Annotated in this window: 21 protein-coding genes and 2 pseudogenes; 11 read left to right on the plus strand and 12 right to left on the minus strand. The window is 71.0% G+C overall.

Going from position 1 to position 23064, the window contains the following annotated elements:
* The 4 genes and pseudogenes from ABZ877_RS06905 to ABZ877_RS06920 all read right to left on the minus strand — a co-directional run.
* Window positions 1-94, minus strand: a pseudogene (locus ABZ877_RS06905) (NADP-dependent oxidoreductase); the annotation flags it as partial.
* Window positions 95-194: 100 nt separating this feature from the next.
* The gene (locus ABZ877_RS06910; RefSeq protein ID WP_361065579.1) at window positions 195-1355 is read right to left on the minus strand and encodes an oxygenase MpaB family protein; all 1161 of its coding nucleotides are present in this window, start codon (window positions 1353-1355) and stop codon (window positions 195-197) included.
* A 19-nt stretch (window positions 1356-1374) separates the two neighbouring features.
* On the minus strand, window positions 1375-2427 hold the full coding sequence (locus ABZ877_RS06915; protein WP_361066363.1) for a polyprenyl synthetase family protein: 1053 nt from the start codon (window positions 2425-2427) through the stop codon (window positions 1375-1377).
* Complete coding sequence (locus ABZ877_RS06920) at window positions 2420-2704, minus strand: polyprenyl synthetase (RefSeq protein ID WP_361065582.1); 285 nt, start codon at window positions 2702-2704, stop codon at window positions 2420-2422. Before ABZ877_RS06920 ends, ABZ877_RS06915 begins: the two co-directional genes overlap by 8 nt.
* Window positions 2705-3038: 334 nt before the next feature.
* On the opposite strand from ABZ877_RS06920, the gene ABZ877_RS06925 reads away from it, so the two are divergent.
* A complete protein-coding gene (locus ABZ877_RS06925; RefSeq protein ID WP_361065585.1) occupies window positions 3039-4322 on the plus strand; it encodes a PHB depolymerase family esterase in 1284 nt (427 codons plus the stop codon).
* An 87-nt stretch (window positions 4323-4409) separates the two neighbouring features.
* On the opposite strand, the pseudogene ABZ877_RS06930 reads toward ABZ877_RS06925, so the two are convergent.
* Window positions 4410-5056 (minus strand): annotated as a pseudogene (locus tag ABZ877_RS06930) (alcohol dehydrogenase); the annotation flags it as partial.
* A gap of 326 nt (window positions 5057-5382) precedes the next feature.
* On the opposite strand from ABZ877_RS06930, the gene ABZ877_RS06935 reads away from it, so the two are divergent.
* Window positions 5383-6813 carry an endo-1,4-beta-xylanase gene (locus tag ABZ877_RS06935; protein ID WP_361065588.1) on the plus strand — a complete coding sequence of 477 codons (1431 nt, stop codon included), beginning with the start codon at window positions 5383-5385 and terminating at the stop codon, window positions 6811-6813.
* 112 nt (window positions 6814-6925) lie between these two features.
* Here the strand turns inward: ABZ877_RS06935 and ABZ877_RS06940 are convergent, their stop codons facing one another.
* Complete coding sequence (locus tag ABZ877_RS06940; protein ID WP_361066366.1) at window positions 6926-7567, minus strand: MBL fold metallo-hydrolase; 642 nt, start codon at window positions 7565-7567, stop codon at window positions 6926-6928.
* 86 nt (window positions 7568-7653) lie between these two features.
* On the opposite strand from ABZ877_RS06940, the gene ABZ877_RS06945 reads away from it, so the two are divergent.
* On the plus strand, window positions 7654-8079 hold the full coding sequence (locus ABZ877_RS06945; RefSeq protein WP_361065591.1) for a MarR family transcriptional regulator: 426 nt from the start codon (window positions 7654-7656) through the stop codon (window positions 8077-8079).
* 39 nt (window positions 8080-8118) lie between these two features.
* Here the strand turns inward: ABZ877_RS06945 and ABZ877_RS06950 are convergent, their stop codons facing one another.
* Complete coding sequence (locus tag ABZ877_RS06950; protein ID WP_361065595.1) at window positions 8119-8448, minus strand: helix-turn-helix domain-containing protein; 330 nt, start codon at window positions 8446-8448, stop codon at window positions 8119-8121.
* Between the two features lie 231 nt (window positions 8449-8679).
* Between ABZ877_RS06950 and ABZ877_RS06955 the strand changes: the two genes are divergently transcribed.
* Together ABZ877_RS06955 and ABZ877_RS06960 are read left to right on the plus strand one after the other, a co-directional pair.
* Window positions 8680-8955, plus strand: a complete 276-nt coding sequence (locus ABZ877_RS06955) for an STAS domain-containing protein (protein ID WP_361065598.1) — start codon at window positions 8680-8682, stop codon at window positions 8953-8955.
* 54 nt (window positions 8956-9009) lie between these two features.
* Window positions 9010-10008 carry an aldo/keto reductase family protein gene (locus ABZ877_RS06960; protein WP_361065601.1) on the plus strand — a complete coding sequence of 333 codons (999 nt, stop codon included), beginning with the start codon at window positions 9010-9012 and terminating at the stop codon, window positions 10006-10008.
* 97 nt (window positions 10009-10105) lie between these two features.
* On the opposite strand, the gene ABZ877_RS06965 is transcribed toward ABZ877_RS06960, so the two are convergent.
* A complete protein-coding gene (locus tag ABZ877_RS06965) occupies window positions 10106-11539 on the minus strand; it encodes a VCBS repeat-containing protein (protein ID WP_361065604.1) in 1434 nt (477 codons plus the stop codon).
* A 360-nt stretch (window positions 11540-11899) separates the two neighbouring features.
* Here ABZ877_RS06965 and ABZ877_RS06970 point away from each other — a divergent pair, with 360 nt between their 5' ends.
* The 5 genes from ABZ877_RS06970 (at window position 11900) to ABZ877_RS06990 (ending at window position 14738) form a co-directional block, all read left to right on the plus strand.
* Window positions 11900-12223: an STAS domain-containing protein gene (locus tag ABZ877_RS06970; RefSeq protein ID WP_361065606.1), complete on the plus strand. Its 324-nt coding sequence runs from the start codon at window positions 11900-11902 to the stop codon at window positions 12221-12223.
* A gap of 180 nt (window positions 12224-12403) precedes the next feature.
* Window positions 12404-13135 (plus strand): GAF and ANTAR domain-containing protein, encoded by a 732-nt coding sequence (locus tag ABZ877_RS06975; protein ID WP_361065609.1) that lies wholly within the window; start codon window positions 12404-12406, stop codon window positions 13133-13135.
* Window positions 13136-13189: 54 nt separating this feature from the next.
* The gene (locus ABZ877_RS06980; protein ID WP_361065613.1) at window positions 13190-13888 is read left to right on the plus strand and encodes a GAF and ANTAR domain-containing protein; all 699 of its coding nucleotides are present in this window, start codon (window positions 13190-13192) and stop codon (window positions 13886-13888) included.
* Between the two features lie 72 nt (window positions 13889-13960).
* On the plus strand, window positions 13961-14332 hold the full coding sequence (locus tag ABZ877_RS06985; protein ID WP_361065616.1) for an ANTAR domain-containing protein: 372 nt from the start codon (window positions 13961-13963) through the stop codon (window positions 14330-14332).
* A gap of 214 nt (window positions 14333-14546) precedes the next feature.
* The gene (locus ABZ877_RS06990) at window positions 14547-14738 is read left to right on the plus strand and encodes a hypothetical protein (RefSeq protein ID WP_361065619.1); all 192 of its coding nucleotides are present in this window, start codon (window positions 14547-14549) and stop codon (window positions 14736-14738) included.
* A 14-nt stretch (window positions 14739-14752) separates the two neighbouring features.
* On the opposite strand, the gene ABZ877_RS06995 is transcribed toward ABZ877_RS06990, so the two are convergent.
* Both ABZ877_RS06995 and ABZ877_RS07000 read right to left on the minus strand, forming a co-directional pair.
* Window positions 14753-15046, minus strand: a complete 294-nt coding sequence (locus tag ABZ877_RS06995) for an STAS domain-containing protein (protein ID WP_361065622.1) — start codon at window positions 15044-15046, stop codon at window positions 14753-14755.
* Complete coding sequence (locus tag ABZ877_RS07000; protein ID WP_361065625.1) at window positions 15046-19221, minus strand: SpoIIE family protein phosphatase; 4176 nt, start codon at window positions 19219-19221, stop codon at window positions 15046-15048. The genes ABZ877_RS06995 and ABZ877_RS07000 overlap by 1 nt, the downstream gene beginning before the upstream one ends.
* A 420-nt stretch (window positions 19222-19641) precedes the next feature.
* On the opposite strand from ABZ877_RS07000, the gene ABZ877_RS07005 reads away from it, so the two are divergent.
* A complete protein-coding gene (locus tag ABZ877_RS07005) occupies window positions 19642-20010 on the plus strand; it encodes an STAS domain-containing protein (protein WP_361065628.1) in 369 nt (122 codons plus the stop codon).
* A 283-nt stretch (window positions 20011-20293) separates the two neighbouring features.
* Here the strand turns inward: ABZ877_RS07005 and ABZ877_RS07010 are convergent, their stop codons facing one another.
* On the minus strand, window positions 20294-20752 hold the full coding sequence (locus tag ABZ877_RS07010; protein ID WP_361065631.1) for a hypothetical protein: 459 nt from the start codon (window positions 20750-20752) through the stop codon (window positions 20294-20296).
* A 67-nt stretch (window positions 20753-20819) separates the two neighbouring features.
* A complete protein-coding gene (locus ABZ877_RS07015) occupies window positions 20820-22997 on the minus strand; it encodes a hypothetical protein (protein WP_361065634.1) in 2178 nt (725 codons plus the stop codon).
* Window positions 22998-23064: the final 67 nt, after the last annotated feature.

A 23064-nucleotide genomic window follows, 5' to 3' on the forward strand; every position in this document is an offset into this window, starting at 1 on the left:
CGCGGACCTGGCCGGGGCCGGGCTGGGGGATCTCCAGGTCCGCCTCGTGCAGGACCTCGGTGCCGCCGAACGTGTCGAAAACGATGGCCTTCATGGCTGCTGTCTCCTTGGGAGTCGGTCGCCCGACCCGAATATGTGGCCGGACACATAAAACGTAGCAGCCATTGCGTGGCTAGCCAAGTGTTTTCTTGTGGCTAGCCAAGTTTCGAGGTGGGCGGGGTCCAGCGCTGGGTGCGTGGCACGGTGGCGCTGACGCCGAAGTCCTTCTTGAGCTGCTCGGGGATGGCGTAGTGCATGACCCGGCCGCGGGTGAGGGAGGACAGTTCGAGCACGGTGGTGAGGTGGCCGACGCGGTCAAGCGCCCAGGCGCCGAGCGGGGAGCGGTCCTCGATGCTCTCCAACACGCCGAGCAGGGCCGGGACCGCCTGGGCCACCCGGTCCCAGGCCGTGCGCGGCACCTCCAGCCAGTCGGCACACGTGTCACCGACGAGGTAGCGGATCAGGGCCGAGACGATCGGGTCGAAGAAGGTGCCCGGGACGACCTCCTCGTACAGGTCGATCAACTGCCGTGTGAGATGGGCGCCCTCCTCCGACGGGCCCATGTGGCGCACCATGTACAGGTCGAGGAAGGCGCGGGCCTCCTCAAGGGTCTTGGGCACCGCGTCCTGGTCCACGCCGAGCATCGCGCCGACCACGCGCCAGGCGTAGTAGTACGCCTCCGCGCCCTCCGTGGACATGTGGATGTTCAGGCGGTGCAGGCTGTCGAGGACGAGCAGCGAGAAGAACATCTGCCCGCCGATCATGTCCTCCTGGTTGATCGGCGTACCGAGCGCCTGGGTGTCCCACCGGTCCTCCCGCTTCAGGTGGTGGCGGATCGACGCGTGCAGCAGACGCACCTTCTGCGCGGCGGGGATGAAGCGGCTGCCCGCCTCGAACGCGTCGGGCTGCATCAGGTAGACCGTGAACTGTCCTGTCTCCGCCATCCGCCGCGACGGGTAGTCCAGGCCGTGCGTCGTGGAGAGCAGCTTGGCGACGTGCGGGACGACGTAGCAGGCGGGCATGGAGGCGAAGGACAGCGCGGTGGAGATGTGCACGTTGTTGTCGATGAAGAACAGCCGCGCCTTCTCCATCTCCGTCCAGTCCACCCAGGCCGGCGGGGCGGCCGTCGTGTGGAGGTACTCGCGCGCGACGTCGGGCAGCCCGTCCGGCAGGGGAGCGCCGGCGGTGGAGACGTACCGCATCAAGGTGTTGAACTTGCCCACCTCCCCGCGCTCGAAGAGGGTCGCCACGACGGCGTCGGCGAGTTCGTCACCCGCCAGGCGCAGGGCGTTCATGGAGGCTTCGTCGTAGGTCATGTCGGTCGTTCCCTCGGTGTCAGTGATCGCGGTCAGTGGCCGTGTGCGCGAGGTCGGTCAGGGCGTGCCGGGCCTGCGCGGGGACGCCGAGCCCGGCGAGGTGGCGGACGGCTTCGCGCACCCGTCCGGCGATGAGCTCCTCCACCCGTTCCGGCGCCTCGAGTTCGCGCATCAGCGCACGGACCGCGCGCAGGTCCGCCTCGGTCAGGTCATGACGGCCAAGCAGCTCGCCCAGCCGTGCGCGCTGGTCGGGGCCGGCGACCTCCCACGCCTTGGCCAGCAACGTGGTGGGCCGGTGGCCGCGGATGTCGTCCAGGCCCGCCTTGCCCGTGCTGCCGGGGTCGCCGAAGAGGCCGAGCAGGTCGTCGCGCAATTGGAACGCCTCGCCCAGCGGCAGCCCGTACGCGGAGAGCCCGTCCCGCAGCCGGGGACTCGCGCCCGCCAGCAGGGCGCCGATGAGGAGCGGCTGCTCCACGGTGTACTTCGCCGTCTTGTACCGGACGACCTTCAACGAGGTGCCCGCGTCCGGCGGGCCGCCGGTGCTCAGGATCTCCAGGCACTCGCCCGCGACGAGGTCCCGGGCGAGATCGGACCAGACGGGGCGGGCTCGTGCCAGATAGGCGGCGGGCAGACCGCTCATGGCGAACAGCTGGCCCGCCAACGCCATGAGGTGGTCGCCGACCAGCATGGCGAGGGAGCGGGCCGCGCCCCGTGCGCGCGGATGACCGGCGACGGCGGTGCGCAGCGCGATGTGTGCGGTGGGCCGGTTGTGGCGCAGGGGGCTGTCGTCGATGAGGTCGTCGTGGACGACCGTCGCCGCGTGGACCAGGTCCATTGAGGCGGCGGCGCGCAGGAGCGCGTCGTTGTCGGGCTGCCCGGCCGCGCGCCATCCCCAGTAGCAGAAGGCGGCCCGTAATCGTTTGCCGTGGGCGGCGGCCCCGCGCAGTTCATCGGCCACCGGCTTCAACGCGGCGTCGATCGCGAGCAGCCGCTCGGCCTCCTCGGACAGGAACTCCGCGAGGAGGGTGTCGACGCGGTCCTTGAAGCCGGTCCGGTCCCAGCGCTCAGACATCGCCACCGGACGCCGCTCGTCTCGCGAGGGCCTGTTGCGCGAGCACTTCGAGGTGGGCGGGCGGGACGGTGGCGAGCCGGTCCAGGGCGATACGGCCCCGGGCCATCAGATCGTGCTGCGCGTCCCGCGCCAGCTCGGGCGCGTCGGACCGGCGCAGCAACTGCTGGACGGTGCCGGCGGCCGAACCGATGGCGCTCACCGCCAGATCCGCCAGCCCCGCCACGAGTAGGACCGCCCGCCCGTCCGGGCCTCGGCCACGTCCTGCGTCGCTTGTCATGCGAGCCCCCTCCGTACCTTTCGTACCGATCGTGTCCTTGATCCGTTCGGCTCTCAGAACACGCGACGGGACGCACCCGCGCAGGCCGCTCCGCGCTAAACCACCCCTTCGGCTGACCGGGGGCGAGGGTTCGGCCGGTGGAACGGCTTTGATCGTCCCGCATCTGTCCGCTGCGCGGCGGCGCCGGTAGCATTCCGGCTGACACGTGTCATGTCTTGTCCATGACACTCATGCCCTTGATCCTGCACGGTGCGGCGCCCGGTCAACTCCCGTGCTGCCGCGCGTAGTTCACCACACGGCCGCGATGAAGTCTTCGTACCCATGAGGAGTCCGCATGGCAACTCGGCTCAACCGTCGCACCGTTCTCGCCGCCGGCGCGGGCGCCGTCGGACTGTCCCTGCCCGGCGTCTCCGCGTACGCCGACGACCGCCGGGACATCAGCGTGCGGTTCACCCTGAACGCCCAGGTGCTCGACGGCGGCGAACAGGTCACCTCGATCACGATCGGAACCGGCCGGCTCGGCCCGGTCGACCCAGCCGGGCTCACCACCGGCACCTTCGGCGTGCACGCCAAGGCCACCAGCCCGTTCCCCGTCCCGGCGGGCGACAGCCTCTCCGGCGAGTACGACCTCGACCGCACGGTGACCGCCGTCCGGCTCGACCGCCACGGCGACATCGTGCTCGAACTGAGCCACGGCGAGGGCCGGACGGGCGGCGGGACGCTCGGCTACCTGGCCCGCGAAGGCCGCAACGTCATGCTCGACCTCACCTACACCCTTACGCAGCGCGCCCCGATCGTCCTGCGCGACCACCGCTCGGTCGTCATCAAGAACTTCGTGCAGAACCCCCGCCTGTCCGACCCCGAGGTGGACGCCTTCAGCCACCACGTGTCCGGCTCAGGAATGAAGTACCGCCTGTACTCACCCGCCGCCGACACCCGTCCTCACCGCTCCGGACGCGACGGGCGCCCGCTGATCGTCTGGCTGCACGGCGGCGGCGAGGGAGCCTCCCTGCCGAACGGCTACTACGACAACGAGACCACGCTGCGAGCCAACCGGGGAGCCCTCGGCTTCGCCACCCCGCAGGCGCAGCGCATCTTCGACGGCGCCTACGTCGTCGCTCCGCAGAGCACCTCCTACTGGATGGAGGACGGCCCCCGCTTCGCACCGCTCATCCGCGAGATCATCGACGAGGTCGTGCGCAGGCACCGCATCGACCGCGACCGGATCTACGTCGCCGGGTGCAGCAACGGCGGCTACATGAGCATGAAGATGACCACCGTCTATCCCACCCTGTTCGCCGCCTCCGTGCCGGTCTGCGGCGTTGTCGCGTCCTTCCCGGTCGGGGCGCCGCCCCTGATCCCCGACAGTGAACTGGCCCGCATCACCACCCCGACCTGGCTCGTCACCTCCGCCGACGACACCACCGTGGACCCGAGGGCCAACACCGTCCACGCCCACGAAGTGATCCCCGGCTCTCTGCTGACGCTCTACGACCACGTCATCTGGAACGGCCACCAGTTCCTCGGCCACTTCTCCTGGATCTACGTCGCCCGGAACGACCCCAGCGACCATGGCACACACCTGTGGCAGTGGATGGCTTCCAAGCACCGGCGCTGAGACACATGCGAGAGGGCCGGGCGGGTCGGCCCGCCCGGCCCACCGCCTTGTCCGGGTTCCACGAGCCGAGCTCCGGGCGGTTCCCGGTCACGTAGACCCGCTTCGCTGGAAAGCAAGGCTTGCAGAACGTCTTGGCTGCCCGGGGCGGAGGACCGTGCGGTCGAACGGGCCGCCATGTGCGGCGGCATGGGCGACGGCGTCGTTGACGGCGTCGAGTCCGAACGACCGGACGCGTTCGGGTGCGAGGTCCAGGGCGCCGGAGGCGATCAGCCGGATCATGCCTACGCCACCCATGAGGACGACGCGGCCGTACTCGCGTACGGTCATGACCGCCGTACGGGTCACCGAACTCGGGGCGCTCGGCGGCAGCAGGTCGATCACCATGTCGATCGGGCCGTCACCGGCCGCGGAGATCGCCGCGCGGTCGGCGGCGTCGTCACCGGACAGCGGGACCGGGCGCCCCCGGGGACCGAAGCGGTCGGCCAGGAGGTCGAGCGCGGCTCGGGGCGACCACGCGGCCCGCCCCCATGGCGAGGGCGACGGCGACCGCGCTGCTGCCGAGGTTGCCGGTGGCGCCGCTGACGAGCAGCGTCTCACCCGCGGCGAGTTCACCGATCGTCCCGCGCCGATGCGGGCAGCGGGAAGACGTTCTCCGTCGGCACCCGCATGTACTCGGCGAACGATCCATCGTGCAGATGCCGGGCGAGACGTGCCCCGCCCTCACCCCGCGAACTCCGGCGGCGGTCAAGGCCGTCAGCAGGGCCATCGCCTCGGGCATCTGACGCGCCGGACGGAGCTTCGAAAAGTTTCGAAGGCGGGAGATGCTGTCACTCAACTCGGCGCACTTTTATGGCTTTTGCTGACATTCAAGCGGTTGGTGTAGCGCCTCGCGCGGTCCAGTTGCTTGTCGAGAATCACATGTTTCGGAAACACAGCCGAAACTTATTCTGTGGGAAGTGTTGACGCGCCACCGTCAACCGCTCGATCATCCCGTCTGAACAAGCGGCCGCAGTTCGCTACCCCCGCCCCGCTCATGTGATTTCGACTTGGAGGCACAGCCATGGGCTTGAACGCCCTTCCCGGAACCGGTGTGCGCCGCAGGATGCGCGACGTGTTCTTAAGCCTGGTCGTCGGCGCACTCGGTCTGGTCGTCGCGCTGGTCACGCCGTCGACCGCACACTCCGCCGAGAGCACGCTGGGCGCCGCCGCGGCGCAGAGCGGCCGCTACTTCGGCACCGCCATCGCCTCGGGCAAGCTCGGCGACTCGACGTACACGTCCATCGCCAACCGTGAGTTCAATATGGTGACGGCCGAGAACGAGATGAAGATAGACGCCACCGAACCGCAGCGGGGGCAGTTCAACTTCTCCTCCGCGGACCGCGTCTACAACTGGGCCGTCCAGAACGGCAAGAAGGTGCGTGGCCACACCCTGGCCTGGCACTCCCAGCAGCCCGGCTGGATGCAGAACCTCAGCGGCAGCACCCTGCGCCAGGCCATGATCGACCACATCAACGGCGTGATGGGCCACTACAAGGGCAAGATCGCCCAGTGGGACGTCGTCAACGAGGCGTTCGCCGACGGCAATTCGGGCGCCCGGCGCGACTCCAACCTCCAGCGCACCGGCAACGACTGGATCGAGGTCGCCTTCCGTACCGCCCGCGCCGCCGACCCCGCCGCCAAGCTCTGCTACAACGACTACAACGTCGAGAACTGGACCTGGGCCAAGACGCAGGCCATGTACAACATGGTCAAGGACTTCAAGCAGCGCGGCGTCCCGATCGACTGCGTCGGCTTCCAGTCGCACTTCAACAGCGGCAGTCCGTACAACAGCAACTTCCGCACCACCCTGCAGAACTTCGCCGCGCTCGGTGTCGACGTCGCGATCACCGAACTCGACATCCAGGGCGCCTCGCCCACGACCTACGCCGCCGTCACCAACGACTGCCTGGCCGTCGCGCGCTGCCTCGGCATCACCGTCTGGGGTGTGCGCGACACCGACTCCTGGCGCTCGGGTGACACGCCGCTGCTGTTCAACGGTGACGGGAGCAAGAAGGCCGCGTACAGCGCCGTCCTCAACGCGCTGAACGGCGGCACCTCCACGCCCCCCACGGGTGGCGGACAGGTCAAGGGCGTCGGCTCGGGCCGCTGCCTGGACGTGCCCGGCTCCAGCACCACCGACGGCACCCAGGTCCAGCTGTGGGACTGCAACAGCGGCACCAACCAGCAGTGGACGTACACCGACGCCGGTGAACTCAGGGTCTACGGCAACAAGTGCCTGGACGCCGCCGGCACCGGCAACGGCGCCAAGGTCCAGATCTACAGTTGCTGGGGCGCCGACAACCAGAAGTGGCGCCTCAACTCCGACGGATCCATTGTCGGCGTGCAGTCCGGCCTCTGCCTCGACGCCGTCGGCAACGGCACCGCCAACGGCACCCAGATCCAGCTCTACTCCTGCTCGAACGGGAGCAACCAGCACTGGACCCGCACCTGACGCCCGGGGTCGGTGCGTGAGGTAGTCGTCGGTGAGTGATCTGCGCTGGAGGTGCCTGACCGGGCGCCTCCAGCGTGCGTCGTAAGCCGGTGGGGGCGGCTCGCGGCCTCGCTCAGTCGATGTCGACGGACGCGCCTGCGGTGAGACGGCGGTACGGGGCCCCGGTGCCCGGGCCGTCCTCGCCCAGGAAACCGTTGATCATGCTCGCGCCGATGTCGTTGAGCGCGCCGTCGTGCACGGCGTAGGTCTGTCGCGGGGAGACCTCCCGTACGTAGTCGATGAGCTGTCCGGTCGTGGACCAGGGGCCGTGCACGGGGAGCAGGAGCGTGTCGACGGTGGTGTCCGGGACGGTGAGGGCGTCGCCGGGGTGGAAGAGGGCGGCGTCGACCAGGAAGCCGATGTTGCCGATGCGCGGGATGTCCGGGTGGATCGGCGCGTGCCATGTGCCGTGGACCTGGACGTCGAAACCGGCCGCGGTGAAGGCGTCCCCCTCGCCGCAGGCGGTGACCCGGGTGCCGAGGCCGTCCAGCTTCTCGGCGACGGAGGTGTTGGTCCAGATCCTCAGTGCTGGATTGTCCCGGGCGGCCGCGCGGAGCGTCTCCTCGGAGAAGTGGTCGAAGTGTTCGTGGGTGACCAGGACGGCGTCGGCGCCGTCCAGCGCGTGCGGGTCGGTGAGCCCGCCCGGGTCGATGACCAGGCGGCGGCCGTCCTTCTCCAGCCGGACGCAGGCGTGGCCGAACTTCGTGAGCTGTATGGACATGACCTCGAACCCCCAGCGGGACGTATGTGTGTAACCCGGTTGTACAACCAGGTTACACATGTCCGGGTAAGGTGTGCGGCATGGAAGACGACGCCCTCGCCGAAGACCTGCGGCAAGTGATCGGTGAACTGGTCCGCGCGGTACGCGCCGCCGACACCATGCCGGCAGGAGAGGCGGCCCTTCTTGGTCACCTCGACCGCGGCGGTCCCCGCACCACGGCGGACCTCGCCCAGCTTCGTGGTGTGAGCCACCAGGCGGCCGCGAAGTCCGCGAAGATGCTGCTCGCTGACGGCCTGGTGCGCGCCGAGCCCCACCCGACCGACGGCCGCAAGCTGCTGCTGCACATCACGGACAGCGGCCGCGAGCGTCTTCAGCGGGAACGCGCGCAGCGCGCCGACTGGCTCAACAGCGCCATCCGCGACGCGCTCGACCCGGACGAGCGGCAAAGCCTCCGGCGCTGCGTCCCCCTACTGGCCCGCCTGACCGCACACATCACCGACCGGTGACCATCCGCACCCCGGCGGCGTCCTTCGGGTGCGCGTCCGTCAGCCCTGCTCGACCAGCTGGGAGCGGTCCGCCTCGTCCTTGACCAGGACCGACAGCAGGGAGGCGACCGGGACGTCGGCCTCCGCGGGGTGGCGCAGCACCTTGGCGGGATCGATCGCGTAGATGTTGCTGCGGCCCTCGCGGACGTGCGACAGGTAACCGGCGTCCTCCAGGTCCGTGATGATCCGCTGGACCGCGCGTTCGGTGAGCCTGCAGTGCACGGCTAGGTCGCGCACGCGTACGTGGCGGTTGTCGGCGATGGCCGCCAGTACGCGTGCGTGGTTGGTCAGGAAGGTCCATCCAATGTGCGATTCACTTCGTGCCTGCATGGGGACCAGTCTACGAACTTCACCCGACACAGAAAACACGACATCGATTTCGTGTATATGTTGACGTGAAGTGAGCTTCCAGAGATCCTGGACGCCGCTCGACATCGAAACATGGGGGTGGCTGTGCCGGAATACGCGAACTGCGTGGCTTCGCCGTGCGCCACCGCTGAGCCGCCGTCCGCGGGGACGGGGCCGAGCGTGGAGGTGCGTCAGCGAGGAGCGCGCGCCGTCGTGGCCGTACATGGCGAGGCGGACATGGACGCCGGTCCGGGCTGGGAGCGCGAGCTGCGTTCCGCTCTGGACGAGGCGCCCCAGGGAGTCGACCTCGATCTGGAGCCTCTGCGCTTCTGCGACTGCGTGGGCCTGGGAGTGCTGCTCCGGGTGCGCCAGGCGGCCGTCGAGACGGGCAAGGACGTCACGATCCGTTCGGCCAGCCCCGGCGTGTCCCGTCTGCTGCAACTGACCGGCACGTACACACTCTTCGCCGAGCCCCTCGGAGTGTCGTGACCTAGCACACATGCCGGTCCCGCACTGGTCCTACCAAGCAGCAAGGGAGCAACGATGCGGTACCGCACACTCGGCAGCTCGGACCTTCAGGTCTCGGAGATCTCGCTCGGATCCTGGCTCACCTACTCCGGCGGCGTCGAGGCCGACAAGGTCCGGGCCTGCACCGAGGCGGCGTTCGACGCGGGTATCACCTTCTTCGACACCGCCAACGTCTACGGTCGGGGCGCCGCGGAGACGGCCTGGGGCGGGATCCTCTCCTCGCGCCCCCGCGATTCGTACGTCCTCGCCACCAAGGTCTACTTCCCGATGTCGGACGACCCGGCCGACCAGGGCCTGTCACCGGCGCAGATCGCCAAGCAGATCGACGCCTCACTCACCCGGCTGAGGACGGACTACGTCGACCTGTACCAGGCGCACCGCTTCGACCCCTCCGTGCCGGTCGAGGACATCGTCGAGGCGTTCCAGAAGGTGGTCGACCAGGGCAAGGCCCGCTACATCGGCTTCAGCGAGTGGACCCCGGAACAGATCCGCGCCGCGATCGACGTCGCGGGCCCCGATCTGTTCGTCTCGTCCCAGCCGCAGTACTCCATGCTGTGGCAGGCCCCCGAGGCCGAGGTCTTCGGCCTGTGTGCCGCGAACGGCATCTCGCAGATCGTCTGGTCCCCGCTGGCCCAGGGTGTGCTGACCGGCAAGTACCTGCCCGGGCAGCCCGTACCGGAGGGAAGCCGGTTCGCCTCCGCCGACATGGCCGTCTCCAAGGACCTCGTCTACAACGAGGCCACGCTGGAGGCGGTCCAGCGGCTCGTGCCGATCGCCGAGGAGGCCGGGATGAGCATGCCGACCCTGGCGCTCGCCTGGGTCCTGCGCCGCGACGAGGTCGCGTCCGCCATCACCGGTGCGTCGCGTCCCGAGCAGGTGCACGCGAACGCGGCCGCGTCCGGCGTCGAGCTGCCGGACGACCTGCTCGCCGCCGTCGACGAGGCGCTGGGCGACGTCCCCGTCACCGAGCCCACCCTCGCCCCCGGCGCCCGGACCGGCGTCAAGCACCGTTGACAAGCGCGTGACCGGTGCCGGTGTCGGCGCGGTGAAGGAGACGGACGGACCACCCCCGCACATGAACGTACGGGGGTGGTCCGCTTCCGGCGCTGGGTCAGCGGGCCAGCACGGAGCCGTAGTTGCGCGCGCCGGTCAGGTTCAGGCTGGTCGGCGACAGGGCGCGGGAGCCCGCGGCCTGGGCGTGCGGGAAGGACCAGACCCCGCCGGCGTCGACGTTCTCCTGCGGTGCGCTCACGGCCAGGTCGGCCCGGGAGGCCGAGCTGAAGTTGCCGAGGGCGAGGGCGCTGCCGAAGCGGTCGCCCGCCTCGACGGTCCCGGGCACGTCGGCGCTGCCCTGGTTGAAGCCGTACCCGCCGGTGACGGGCCCGTCAGCGGTGCCCTTGAGGACGACGACCATGCCGGCGTCCTTCGCGCTGCCGATCGTCTCGGTGTCGATGCCGACGGCCAGCTCGGGGTAGCCGTCCGCGTCGGTGTCACCGGCGGCGAGGGAGTAGCCGAAGTCGTCGCCCGCCTCGGCGCTGCCGGGGACGCCGGGGCTGGACTGGGTGAGGCAGTCGAACTTGCCGCCCAGGCCCGCGCCCTTCGCCCCGTGCAGGGTGAGGACGGCCCCGCCGCTGAGGTCCGCGCACCACTTGGAGCGGCCGTCCTCGGAGTCCGGGTTGGAATGCAGGAGTCCGACGGCGAGATCGTCGACGCCGTTGCGGTCGAGGTCGGCGACGGCGAGGGACTGCCCGTAGTCCGGGGTGGTCCAGCTCTTGACCGGCTTGTCCGCCGCGTCCCAGGTGTAGACGTCGACGGCGGCGTTCTCCAGGGCGCGCCAGGTGACGGCCAGGTTGTCGACGCCGTCGCCGTCGAAGTCGCCGGTGGCGAGGTCGCGTACGCGCCCGTTCATCCCGAGTCCGGTGATGCGGGAGACGGTGTCCGGGGTGGCGGCGGTGAGCGGGCCCGGACGCCAGGCGAGGGAGCCGCTCTCGTCACCGGCCACACCGATGGCGAGGTCGAGATCACCGTCGGCGTCGAAGTCGCCCAGGGCGAGCTGCTCACCGATCTTGTCGAACTGACCGGCGCCCTTGGCCACCGAGTAGCCGTCGGCGAAACCGCCGGGTGCGCCCCGTACGACGGTGACCATGCCTTCGCCGTCCGTGGTCCCGGGCGCGATGTCCTCGCCCGGTGCGCCCACCACCAGGTCCGCGTAGCCGTCGCCGTCGGTGTCGGCGCTCTCCACGGCGGCACCGAAACGGTCGTACGCCTCCGCGCCGCCGGACACGCCGGGGCTGTTCTGGCTGATCGTCGTGGAGCCCTTGGAGCCGAGGCCGCCGGGGCCTCCCCAGACCACGTTCACATAACCGGCCTGTGCCTTTCCGGCCACGGTGGCGTCCGGCACGCCGACGGCGAGGTCCTGGTAGTGGTCACCGTTGAAGTCGCCGCGCAGCGCGGGCGCGGCGCCCGCCGCGCCGGCGGCCGGCAGGGTGAGGCCGGTCACCGCCATGGACGCGGCGGCAGCGGTGACGAGAAGACGAAGACGCACAGGCCAACTCCACTTCTGGGAAGCTTTCTTGTGCGGGTTCGACCGCTTGACATGACGAATGGTTGTACATCTGATCGCTGTTGTTTGAACGTTGAGCGTCAGCACCGTAATCGCCCGTGGGCCCCGCGGAGTGTTGTCCCCGACACTTTCGAGTCGTTCGGCAAGGACTTTCCTGGCGTCCGCCCCGTCGGCTGTGCGACGGTAGGGGGACGCGAGACTGAGCCGGTATGCCAAGAACGCCGACTCCTTGGGAACCGGACGTTGCCCCCTTCACGGGCATCCGGCACCCGCCGTGGTCGCCGGCCCCCACCCCGGGCCGTGTCGGCGACGGGCTCTTCAACCCCCGGAAGGGGGCGCCGCATGAACATCACCACCGAACTCGACGGTGACAGCGTCACGCTCACCCCGCACGGAGACATCGACTTCGACTCCCTGGACCAGCTCCGGGCCCGCCTGACCGGTCTTCCCTCCGAGGTCACCCGCGTGGTCCTGGACCTGCACGACGCCCCGTTCGTGGACATCGCCGGCCTGCACCTGCTCGACCTGTCGCCGAGCCCCGTCCACGTCACCGTCACCGCGCCGAGCCCCCAGGCGCTCCGCATGCTCCGCTCGGCCTGCGAACTCTTCCCGCACATGGACTTCGAGCGCCACCTGCCGGACGCGGGCCGGACGCAGGCGGCGTAACCCGCGCGACGCGACGGTGCCCGGTACCGGCAGGAGGAGTAGCGTGACGGTTACGGCGTCAGCCTGCCGTGAGCCGGTCGTGCCGACCGGGCCGGGCAGCCTCGCCGAAACCGTGCGCGTGTTGTCGCCCTGACCTTGCGATGTGAGACGAGGACATCGACGGGGCGGAGGCGGACCACGATGGTCACCACGCGTGAACTGGACATCTCGCGGGCGGTACTCGACCTGGTGGGCCGCCCTCCCGACCTCGATGTGCTGGAGCTGCTGCACGATCTGACCGCTTACGCGGCCGCTTTCCTGCCCGCGCGGGCCGGGATCACCGTGCTGGACGACAGCGGCGAGGTCGCCTATCTCACCGCTTCCGACGAACTGTGCCGCCGGTTCCAGCAGGACCAACTGGACCTGGACGAGGGCCCGTGTCTCGACAGCGCCCGCAGCCACGATCCGCTGCCGGTGATGCTGTTGGACAGCGAGCAGGCCGCCGCCCGCTGGCCGCGTTTCACACCGCGCGCCCTGGCCGCTTCACTGACCGCCGTGGCGGCCGTACCCCTGCACACCCCCGACCTCATGCTGGGTGCGCTCAACCTGCTCAGCACCAGCCCCCCCCTGCCCGATCACCGGGACCTGGAGCTGGCCCAGATCCTCACCGACGCCGCCGCCCTCGCGCTGACGCACCGCCGGGACGTCGCCGAGCGGGAGGAAGTCATCCGCCAGTTGCAGACCGCCCTGGACAGCCGGATCGTCATCGAGCAGGCCAAGGGCGTCCTCGCCGCCCGGCGCCGGGTCACCATTGACGAAGCCTTCCGGCTCCTGCGCGGGCACGCCCGCTCCACCCAGCAGCCCCTCACCGCGCTGGCCGCCCGGGTCGCCGCCGGCGACCTGCCCGACACCCTGCTCGGCCGGGCCCACTGATGAGGAGGCCGACCGTACCCGCGAGGCGCCCCCCACCCCTGCCGGGGGCCCGCCATGCCCGAAAGTGACCTCACCGCTCTCCTGACAGGCATGCGCCGCGCCGCCCGCACCGGGCAGGACCTGACGGCTTTCGACGCCCGCACGCTCGCCCGGCACGCAGGCGTGGACTCCCTGTCCCTCACCCTGATCTCCGCCCAGGGCGCCCTCGAACTGGTCTGGGGCGACCCCGGCGACCCGGTCGGGCGGCCGCTGGAGGACCTGCAGTACACCCTCGGCGAAGGCCCCACCCTCGACGCCGTCACCACCCGTCGCCTCATCACCGTGCCCGACCTGCACACCGCCCTGCAATGGCCCGCACTCGCCGAAGCCGCACCCGCCGTCTCCACCGCCCGCGCCGTCGCCGCGCTACCGGTGCGCCTCGGCATCATCGTCCCCGCCGTGCTGACCGCCTACCGCACCACGCCCATCCCCTTCACGCCCCGCCGGCTCGACACCCTCACCACCCTCGCCCACGCCCTCGTCCACCCGCTGCTGCAGACCTCCACCACCGACCTCGTCCATACGAGCATCGGCGCCCCGGACCTGTTGCGCGCCGAGGTCCACCAGGCCGCCGGCATGACCTCCGTCCACCTCGGCATCCCCATCGACCAGGCGCTCGTACGCCTGCGGTCGCACGCCTGGGCCCACGACCAGGCGCTGCGGACCATCGCCCACGACGTCGTCACCGGCCGTCTGCGCCTCGAACGTGCTTGAGATCGGCCGGGCGATCGGGGAACAGTGGTGGGAGACTGACCGCACTGCCCCCCAGGACCCCGGAGGCAAGAGTTGACGTTGCATGCATCGAAGACGGTGGTCGCCCGCTCGGAACTGGAACGGGCCGAGACCCGGGTGGCGGCGCTGGAGCGGGAGGTCGCCCAGCTGAGGGAGGCGGTCGCCTCCCACGCGGACGTCGACCGGGCGGTCGGCGTCATCGTCGCCACAGCCCGTGTCTCACCCGTCCAGGCCTGGGACGTGCTGCGCAAGGTCTCCCAGCACACGAACATCAAGCTCCGCCAACTGGCGGTCCTGCTCACCCGATGGGGTCACACCCGCGCCCTGCCCACCACGGTCCGCACCGAGCTGTACCGGCAGTTGCGCACGTGCCAGGAGCGGCGACGGCCCAGTGGAGAGGCGGAGGGCGACCGTCCCGCGTTCTGACCTGCGGGGACGGGCTCGACGTCCTCGACGTCCGAGCACGGATGCCGCGTCCTTCGCGCTCTCCGGCATTTCGCTTCGGTCACGCGCTGGCAGTCGCGCGGCCGGAGGAGGAGGCTGGGTGCGCGGTCCCGGGAGCGGAGAGCGGGATCAGCGGCCTCCGGCCGGGCCCGGACCCCGCCCGCCGGAGGGCCGCCCGGACCAGGTGTGGTGAGCGATGGAGACCGGCCTCGCTGCCGAGACGGCTCGCATGCGGCAGCACGCGGAACGGATGTGCCAGTTCGCGCGGGCCGCCGCCATGCGCGCCTCCGTCATGCAGGCCAAGGCCGAGTCCTCCTACGCGGCGGCGCGACGCATGCAGGCGCAGACCCGGCGCCTGCTCAGCGCGGCCCGCGCCCGCCGGCCCTGAGGACCCGGCGCCGGTCAGTCCGCCGGAGGGGCGGCCGTGGTCAGGTCGGTGAGGCCCGAGATGGCCAGGACCGGGGCGAGCAGCGGGTTGGCGATGAGGTGGATGCGTTCGGCGTGCGGGAACAGCACGCTCAGGCCCGCGCTGTCGAGGTACTCGACGCCGGTGAGGTCGAGGACGAGCGCGCCGGACGTGCCCTCGAGCGCGGCCGCCAGCTCGGCGGCGTTGCTCATGTCGATCTCGCCGACCGCCGTCAGCACGGCGGCCCCGTCCGGCCGCCGGCCGATCGTGAGGGTCAGAGGGGTAGTCATCAGGCGATCCTCGTGTGCATGTCGACGGTGGTGCCGGTCGGCCCGGGGGTGACGGTGACCTGTTGCATCAGGGCACGCATCAGCCGCAGACCTCGGCCGCGATGGGTATTGAGCTCGGGCTGGGGGGTCTTCCAGCGCCCGGTGTCGGCGATCCTCAGGTGCAGGTTGTCGACGAACGCCTCGGCGCGGAAGTGGACGACCTGCCCGGGGGTGTCGCGGTGCCCGTGCTCGATGGCGTTGGCACAGGCCTCTCCCGCGGCCACCAGCACGTTCTGCGCGGTCGTCGGAGGCAGCTCGCACTGCTCCAGCCAGCCGCGCAGGGCTTTGCGGACGGGTGCGAGCTGGGCCGAATCGGCGGGGAAGGACATCTCCAGCGGGGCCGGGTGCCGGTACAGCAGGAGCGCGACGTCGTCGTCGAAGCCGTCGGCGGGGGCCAGGCGGGACATGACGTGCGTGGCGAGATCGTCGACCGCCGTGTCGCGGCCGTCCTGGAGGGCCTCACCGGCCTGGGCGATGCCCACGCTGAGCGGGCGGCGACGCCGTTCGACGAGTCCGTCGGTGTACAGCAGCAGGGTGGAGCGCGCGGGGATGGTGCAGGTGGCCTCCGGGCGCGGCTGGCCGGTGCGGACGGCCAGCGGGAAGGAGCGGCCGCTTTCCAGGAGCTGGGTCGTGCCGTCGGGGCGGGCGAGGATGCCCGGCGGGTGCCCGGCGCTGGAGTAGGTGAGGTGCCCCGTCTCGGCGTTGAGCACGCCGCAGAAGACGGTGGTGCACATGGCGCCGGGCACCCCGGCGGCGAACTGGTCGAGGGCCATGAGGGTCTGGGCGGGGCTCGTGTCCTGCAATAGCAGGGCGCGACAGGCGCTGCGCAACTGTCCCATCACGCTGGCCGCCTCAAGGCCGCGCCCGACGCAGTCGCCGACGACGATGCCGATACGGCTGTCGGGCAGGTCGACGGTGTCGTACCAGTCGCCGCCGACCTCCAGGGGCCGGGTGGCGGGCTCGTAGCGGACGGCGAACCCGTCGGGCAGGTGCGAGGGGCCGAGGATGGCGCGCTGCAGGGCGATGGCGGTCTCGCGCTGCTGGTCGATCTGGTGGGCGCGGGCGAGGCCCTGCGCGAGGTGACCGGCGAGGAGGGACAGCAGGAGCTGGTCCTCGCTGGTGAAGGGCCGGTTCTCGCCGAGGTCGATCCACAGGACGAGCGGGCCGTCGGGGTACTCCAGGAGAATGCCCGCTCCCCCCTGGTCGAGGGTGAGCGTGAGCGGCGTCTGGTGCCGCAGGTCGGAGAGTGCCCGGCGGCGCTCCGCGGACAACTGCTCCCAGGCGAGGCCCGGTTCGGTGGAGGTGAGGGCGGGCTCGTCACCGTGGTCGAAGACGGCGGCCGTGACGCGCTCGGCCCGCCACAGGTTCCTGAGCTCGTCGAGAGCGCCCGTGACGGCCTCGGACAGGCTGGTGGCCCGGGAGAGGCAGGTGCCCAGGGCCGCCAGGGCGCTCTCGCGCTGGATGGCGTAGTGCTCGGTGCTCACGTCGCGGAACGTGCCGACCACCACGGAGCGTCCGGTGTCGGGGTCCTGGACCTGGTTGAAGTTGGCCGTGACCCACAGCCGGTGACCGTCGCGGTGGGTGACGGGGATGGTGTAGCTGCCCTGGGTCCGGTCGAGCAGGGTCGCGAAGGCGTCGGCGACCTGCCGGTGCGCCTCGGGGTCCGCGGTGGCATCCGGCCACCACGGGTGGATCGGCCGGTAGGGGAGATCCTCGGTGCCGTAGCCGAGGATGGTGGTGAAGGCGGTGTTGATCTCGATGACGGCGCCCTCCTCGTCGCAGACGAAGAAGGCTTCCTGGAGGGAGTCGACCAGCGCGGTGCGCCAGCGGGCGTGATGGTTGCGCAGGCGCGCCAGCTCCACGTTGGCGCGGACGCGGGCGAGGAACTCGGCGGCGGCGAACGGTTTGACGAGGTAGTCGTCGGCGCCGGCCTGCAACCCCTCGATGGATGCCTCCTCGCCGGCCCGCGCCGACAGCAGCAGGACCGGCACGGACGCCGTACGCGGATCATTGCGCAGCCGGCCGACCAGCGTCAGCCCGTCCATGTGCGGCATCATGACGTCGCTGACCACCAGGTCGGGTGCGTCGTCCCGGATCCGGTCGAGAGCCTGGCGGCCGTCGTCGACGGTGTGGACCCGGTAGCCCGCCGCGCGCAGCAACCGGCCGAGGTAGTCGCGCATGTCGGCGTTGTCGTCGGCGACGAGGATCCGGGCGGGGGCGGCCGTCTGCGCGGCGGTGGTCGGCTGCGTGGCGGCGCGGTCGGCCGGGTCCTCCTCCAGGAGGGGCGCCGCGTCGGCCTGCCGGTCCGGAAGCCAGCGCAGGGCCTCCTGCACGAACGGGTCGGCGGTGAGGAGCGCGGTGTCCGTGCCGTCGTCGGGGCGGATGGCGTCGGCGGGCAGATGGGCGGAGCCGAACGGCAGCCGGATGGTGAAGCTGGTGCCCCGGCCTTCGGCACTGTCGGCGGTGATGGTGCCGCCGTGCAGGTTGACCAGCTCCTTCACCAGGGCCAGGCCGATGCCGCTGCCCTCGTTGGAGCGGGAGCGGGCGTTCTCGATGCGGTGGAACCGCTCGAACAGCCTCGGCATCTCCTCGGCGGCCACCCCGATCCCGGTGTCCTGGACGCGCACCATGGCCTCGGAACCCTCGGCGTGGACGGAGACGCGGATCGAGCCCTCGAAGGTGAACTTCAGAGCGTTGCTGAGGAGATTGAGGACGATCTTCTCCCACATGCTGCGGTCGAGGTAGACGGGCTCGGGAAGGGGAGCGCAGTCGACGTGGAAGTCCAGGCCCGCCTTGTCGATGGCGGAACGGAACACGCTGGCCAGCTCGCCGGTGATCAGAGCCAGGTCGACCGGCGCGTAGAGCGCCTGCATCCGGCCCGCCTCGATACGGGAGAAGTCGAGGAGCGTGTTGACCAGTTTGCCCAGCCGCAGCCCGTTGCGGTGGATGACCTCCAGCTCCTCGCGTACATGCGCGGGCGCCTCGGCGAGCTCACCCTTCAGCTCTTCCAGCGGCCCCATGATCAAGGTGAGAGGGGTGCGGAACTCGTGGCTGATGTTGGAGAAGAACGTCGTCTTCGCCCGGTCCAGCTCCGCGAGCTCCTCGGCGCGGCGCTGCTGGGCCTGGTAGCTGCGGGCGCTGGCGATCCCGGTGGCGACGTGCCCGGCGACCAGCTCCACGAAGCCGCGGTAGTCCTCGTCGAGGGGCCGATAGCGGTTCAGGCCCGCCACGAGAAACCCGTACGGGGTCCCGCCCTGCTGCAACAAGGGCACCACGAGCGCCTGGACCGGAGGCTCGGCCCACGCCCCGGACGGCAGGCCCTCGAACTCCGGCCCCTCCAGCGACACGGTGGTGCTCTCCCCGCGAGAGGCGGCGGCAGTCGGCCAGAGCCCGTCCTCACCTGCCGCGAGGAGATCGCGCGCTGCGGGGTGGCCGGCCGGAAGGCCGCTCGTCGCGGCGAGAGCGGCACTGCCGTCGTCCTGGCACAGATAGGTGAGGGTGAACGGCAGATCCCGCACGTTCCGGTTGAGCTGCTCACCGGCGAAGTCGAGCATCTCCTGCTCGGTACGGACCACGCTCGGATCGGAACCGAGATCCCGCAGCGTGGCCATGCGGCGCTCACCGATGACACGCTCGGTGTCCTCGCTGACCACGCACAACATGCCGACCACGTCCCCGGTGTCGTCACGCAGCGGGCTGTAGGAGAACGTGTGGTAGCTCTCCTCGGCATAGCCCGAACGCCGCAGGAACAGCAGCAGCGCCTCGTCCCACGTCGCCTCGCCCGTGGTCAGGACGGTGTCGATCCGGGGCCCGATGTCGTCCCAGATCTCCGCCCACACCTCACTGGACGGGCGGCCGAGCGCCCATGGGTATTTCCGCCCCAACGTATTGCGGCGATAGGCGTCGTTGCAGAAGAACGTCAGCTCCGGGCCCCACGCCATCCACATGGCGAACTTCGACGACAGCAGAATGCTCACGGCCGTCCGCAGGCTCTGCGGCCAGTTCTCCGGCTCGCCGAGGGAGGTCGCCGACCAGTCCACCCGGGCCAGGTCCGCACCGACTCTCTCCTCCGCCGAGAAAATGTCGTCCCCGGCCCTCGACGGCACGATGACCTCGCCGTCGTCCGCATGCGTCACAGAACACCCCTTCATTCACCCCCGGCCCCGGCGAAAGGCGCCGACGAGCCGCTCCATTGTGCCGTCAAACTCCTCTGCCCTGCAGAACCGAGTTCCTGCGCCCGCCAGGAGGTGTTTTTGACGCGGGCCGTAGGATAAGACCGCCGTGTCGAAAGGCGGCGGCCACACCAGTCGGCACCGGGCGGAAGGCACCATGACGGCGATCCAGCGCTCCGCCCCGCACGGCGCGTGCCCCCGGCGGCCGGCCTCCTCTCGCCGGCCCGCCTCCGGCCGGCGCACACCACACAGGACGCCGAGGGTTTGTCGGCTCTCACACACAGACTTCTCACCGAACGGGGCACCGGATGCAGCGACGGCACCGCGCCGCTCGCCCGGGCCGTCCCACCCGCCAGCCTCAGCGTCCCCCACACAGGAGAAAAGGTGACCGACCGCACCCTGACCGCCACGCGACGTTCCGACCCCTCGGGAGTCGTCGTACTGACCGTGAACGGCGAACTCGACCACCACACGGCACCGCAGGTCACCCAGGTCCTGCAACAGACGCCCTTCACCCCTGAGGCGCCCGTGGTCATGGATCTCACGAACCTCAGCTACTGCGACTCCACCGGCATCACGGTGCTCGTCGGCGCCTACAACCGCGCCCGGGAGACCGCCACCCCGCTGATCCTCGCCGCAGTCGCCGACGATCTCATGCGCGTCCTGCAGATCGTCGGGCTCGACCAGATCTTCACGTTCCGGCCCACCGTTGACGAGGCCATCGCCACCCTCAGCGCCCCCTCCGCCGAATAGCGGGGAGCGCCGCCCGGGCCGCACGACGAGGCGCGCCCGGGCGGCGCCGCGCCCGCCCTATAGCCCCTTCATAGACGCCCGCAATTTTGCTCCACGGCGTTCAATTCTGCCTTTCCCCTCTTCACGCGAGACGCGGACGCGGGAATTCGTCGGAAAACGTGCTCTGGTGACGGGCGGTACGCGCGGCATCGGTGAGGCGGTCGGGCCCGGCCTGTTCGTGCTGTCCGACCGGGCGGGCCGGCTGACCGGAACCAAAATGGTGGTGGACGTGAGTGGGGCGGGCTCAGATGTCGTCGAAGTACCGGTGGAAGTCCTCGACCAGAGTGTCACCCGCCGCCTCGACCAGACGCCCGACGACCGGGTGGAGGACCAGGCCGGTCACCGCTGTGGCGAGAGCGGGCAGGCTGCGGCGGAACCAGCGCACCACGTACCGCATGGTCGACACGTCCGGCGGTTCGCCGGTCGCGCTGACCGTCTCCTCCAGCTCTTCGAGGAGCTCCCGGGCGCGCCCCGCCTGCGGCTCGTCCTCCGGGACGAGGGTACGCAGGTGAGCGAACTCGGCGCGCAGGGATGCCAGTTCACCGGCTGTGACGGGCGGGGTCGCGGGTGCGCCCGGGGCGGTCTGCGAGGCGGTGTTGTGCCGGCCGATGATGACTTGCCCGGAGACGGCATGGGTGCGGACGTGATACCGGTCGGAACGGTCGTCGCCGGGGCCTGGTTCTGCGGCGGGGCGGGCGGTCATGGGGCGGGCTCCTTTGGTCGGGTGAGTCGGGGTGGGTGATCTCGGGCGGACTGGGTCTCTGGTTGGGTCACGTCGGGGAGGGCGGTGGTTCGGGGGGCACGGAAGGTGCTGTCGGGGTCGATTGCGTCGGTGATGCCGGTTCACTGGGTGGGGGTTTCGGGGTCGGAGGCGTGGTGGGGGTGTGTGAGGGGGCGGTGACGGCCACTCCGGTCACCTGCATCCGTAGATCGTCGTGGCCCCAGTCGTCGTGGATGGTCACCGTGGCGTGATAGGTGCCCGGCAGTTTAGGGATGAACGTCACGGTGAACCGGCACAGGCGGGAGCCCGGGGGAGGCGGGCAGGCGGTGAGGGCGACCCTCCAGTTGGCCTTGTCGTTGACGGCGAGGGACTTCTCGTCGTCGCACGGCAGCCACGCGTCGAAGTCGACCGGGCGGGTGACCGGCTTGTGCGGCTTGGTCCGGCCGAAGTCAGGAGCGTTGATCGGGGCGGGTACGCACCCCTCCGAGCCGTCGGGCAGGGGCATCCTCGCCACCACGGACGTGGGCGGCGACCCGCTCGGCGACGACAGGCTCGGATGCGGTGTGACCGGCACCGACGACGCCGGGTGCGGCGGCAGCGGCGTTGTCGGGTGTGCGCTGGGTACCGAGGCTACGGGCGCGGGCGGCCCGGCAGTCGGCTGGTCGTTCCCCGTGTCGGCCAGGGCCACGAACACCGCCCCCGAGACCAGCGCGGCCACGGCGGGCGCGATCACCGCGGGTTTGGAGGCGAGCGCGCCGAACCCCGCCTTGCCGGTGACGGCCGTACCCTTGCCGCCTGCCGTGAGCGTGGCGTGCACGGCCGCCGCACCGACCCCGACGCCACCGCCGACCGCCACCGCGGCGGCCGCGGCGACGAGCCCCAGGCTCTTTTTGCGCACCTCTTCCTCGTGGGCGAAGTACGTCTCGTCCGCGGGCGACCCGAGCGCCGCGGCGGCTGCCCGGCCCTGCTCCAGGACCGTCCGCCAGGTGCCCCAGCGCAAGGAGCGGGCCAGCAGCGGGGCCGCGGCCCGGGCCAGATCGCGTACGCCCGCGTGGTCGTCCCGCCGGGCCGCGTCCGCCAGCACCCTGCCGATCAACGCGGCGTCGAAGGCGGCCTGTTGGCGGGTGGCCCCGCCGCGCAGCCAGGTGGTGAGTGGGCCAGCGAGCTCCCCCGCCTCCCATGTGCGGCCGGTACGCCGTGCGACGGCGGCAGCGAACTCTCCTCGGCCGCGATACCCGGAACCGTCCTGCTCGACCAGTCCCAGTCGCTGCAAGGCTTCGGCCGCCTGGGCACCGGCCGGTTCGTCCGCAGCACCGGCCAGCACATGCAGGAGCCCGGACGAGACAGGCAGGGGCGACACGGCGGACAACACCCGCAACAGCCGAACGCCGACCTCGTCCAGCCTCCCCGCGACCCCCACCGCCAACGCCGACTCGTCGGCCGCGAACGCCCCCTCCGCCAGATCCTCCCCGGCGGCTTCCGCGGCCCGGACCGCCGCGGATCTCTGGACCAGGGTGAGCGGATGTCCGGCGACGGCATCGGCCAGCGCGCCGATCGCCTCTGCCTCGGTGCCCCGGGGGCGGCGGCGCAGTTCCCTCGTGGCGAGGTTCAACGCGGCGGTCCTCGGCAGGCCGCCGAGGCCCAGGGCCCGTACCTCGTCGGACACGCATCGCTCCGCGCCCGCCACGAGGAGGTCGCAGCCGGGGGCGGCGTCCGCGAGAGCGGCCAGATCCTCGGGCGAACCCGCGAAGTCGTCGACGACCAGTAACGCCTGGACCGTGCCCATCAGTCGGCGCATCCGGGCCGGCTCGGGCTTGTAGTCCTCGTTCTCGAAACAGGCGTGGAAGAGGTCCTGCACGACGTCCTCCACCGCGAGCCCCGCAGCCGGCAACAATACGAGGTCCCGGCCCAGCGCGGCCTGGTCCGCCGCGTAACGCCGCAGCAGCGCCGACTTGCCGATGCCCGGGGCCCCGTACACCTGCGTCACATATCCTTCGCCCAACCACTCGTGCACGGTGGCGAGCTCGCTCTCCCGGCCGAACAATGGGGCGGGGCTACGGGGCAGGGCCCGGCCCACGGGACGTTCGCGCCGACGCACAGGGGGCGGGCCCTCGGAGCGCAGGGCCGCGCACGACCCGTGCTCCGCGCTGATCACCACATTGTGGTCGCCGACGATGATCTGCCCGCCGACATCGCCCTCGACCCGCACCACACTCGTAGCGGCCATGCGTCGTCCCCCGTACGTCCCTGGTACGACCAGCGTGGCGCCGGGAGAAGCGCCACACGCGACAAGG

The sequence above is a fragment of the Streptomyces sp. NPDC046939 genome (assembly GCF_040644575.1).
Taxonomy (GTDB): domain Bacteria; phylum Actinomycetota; class Actinomycetes; order Streptomycetales; family Streptomycetaceae; genus Streptomyces.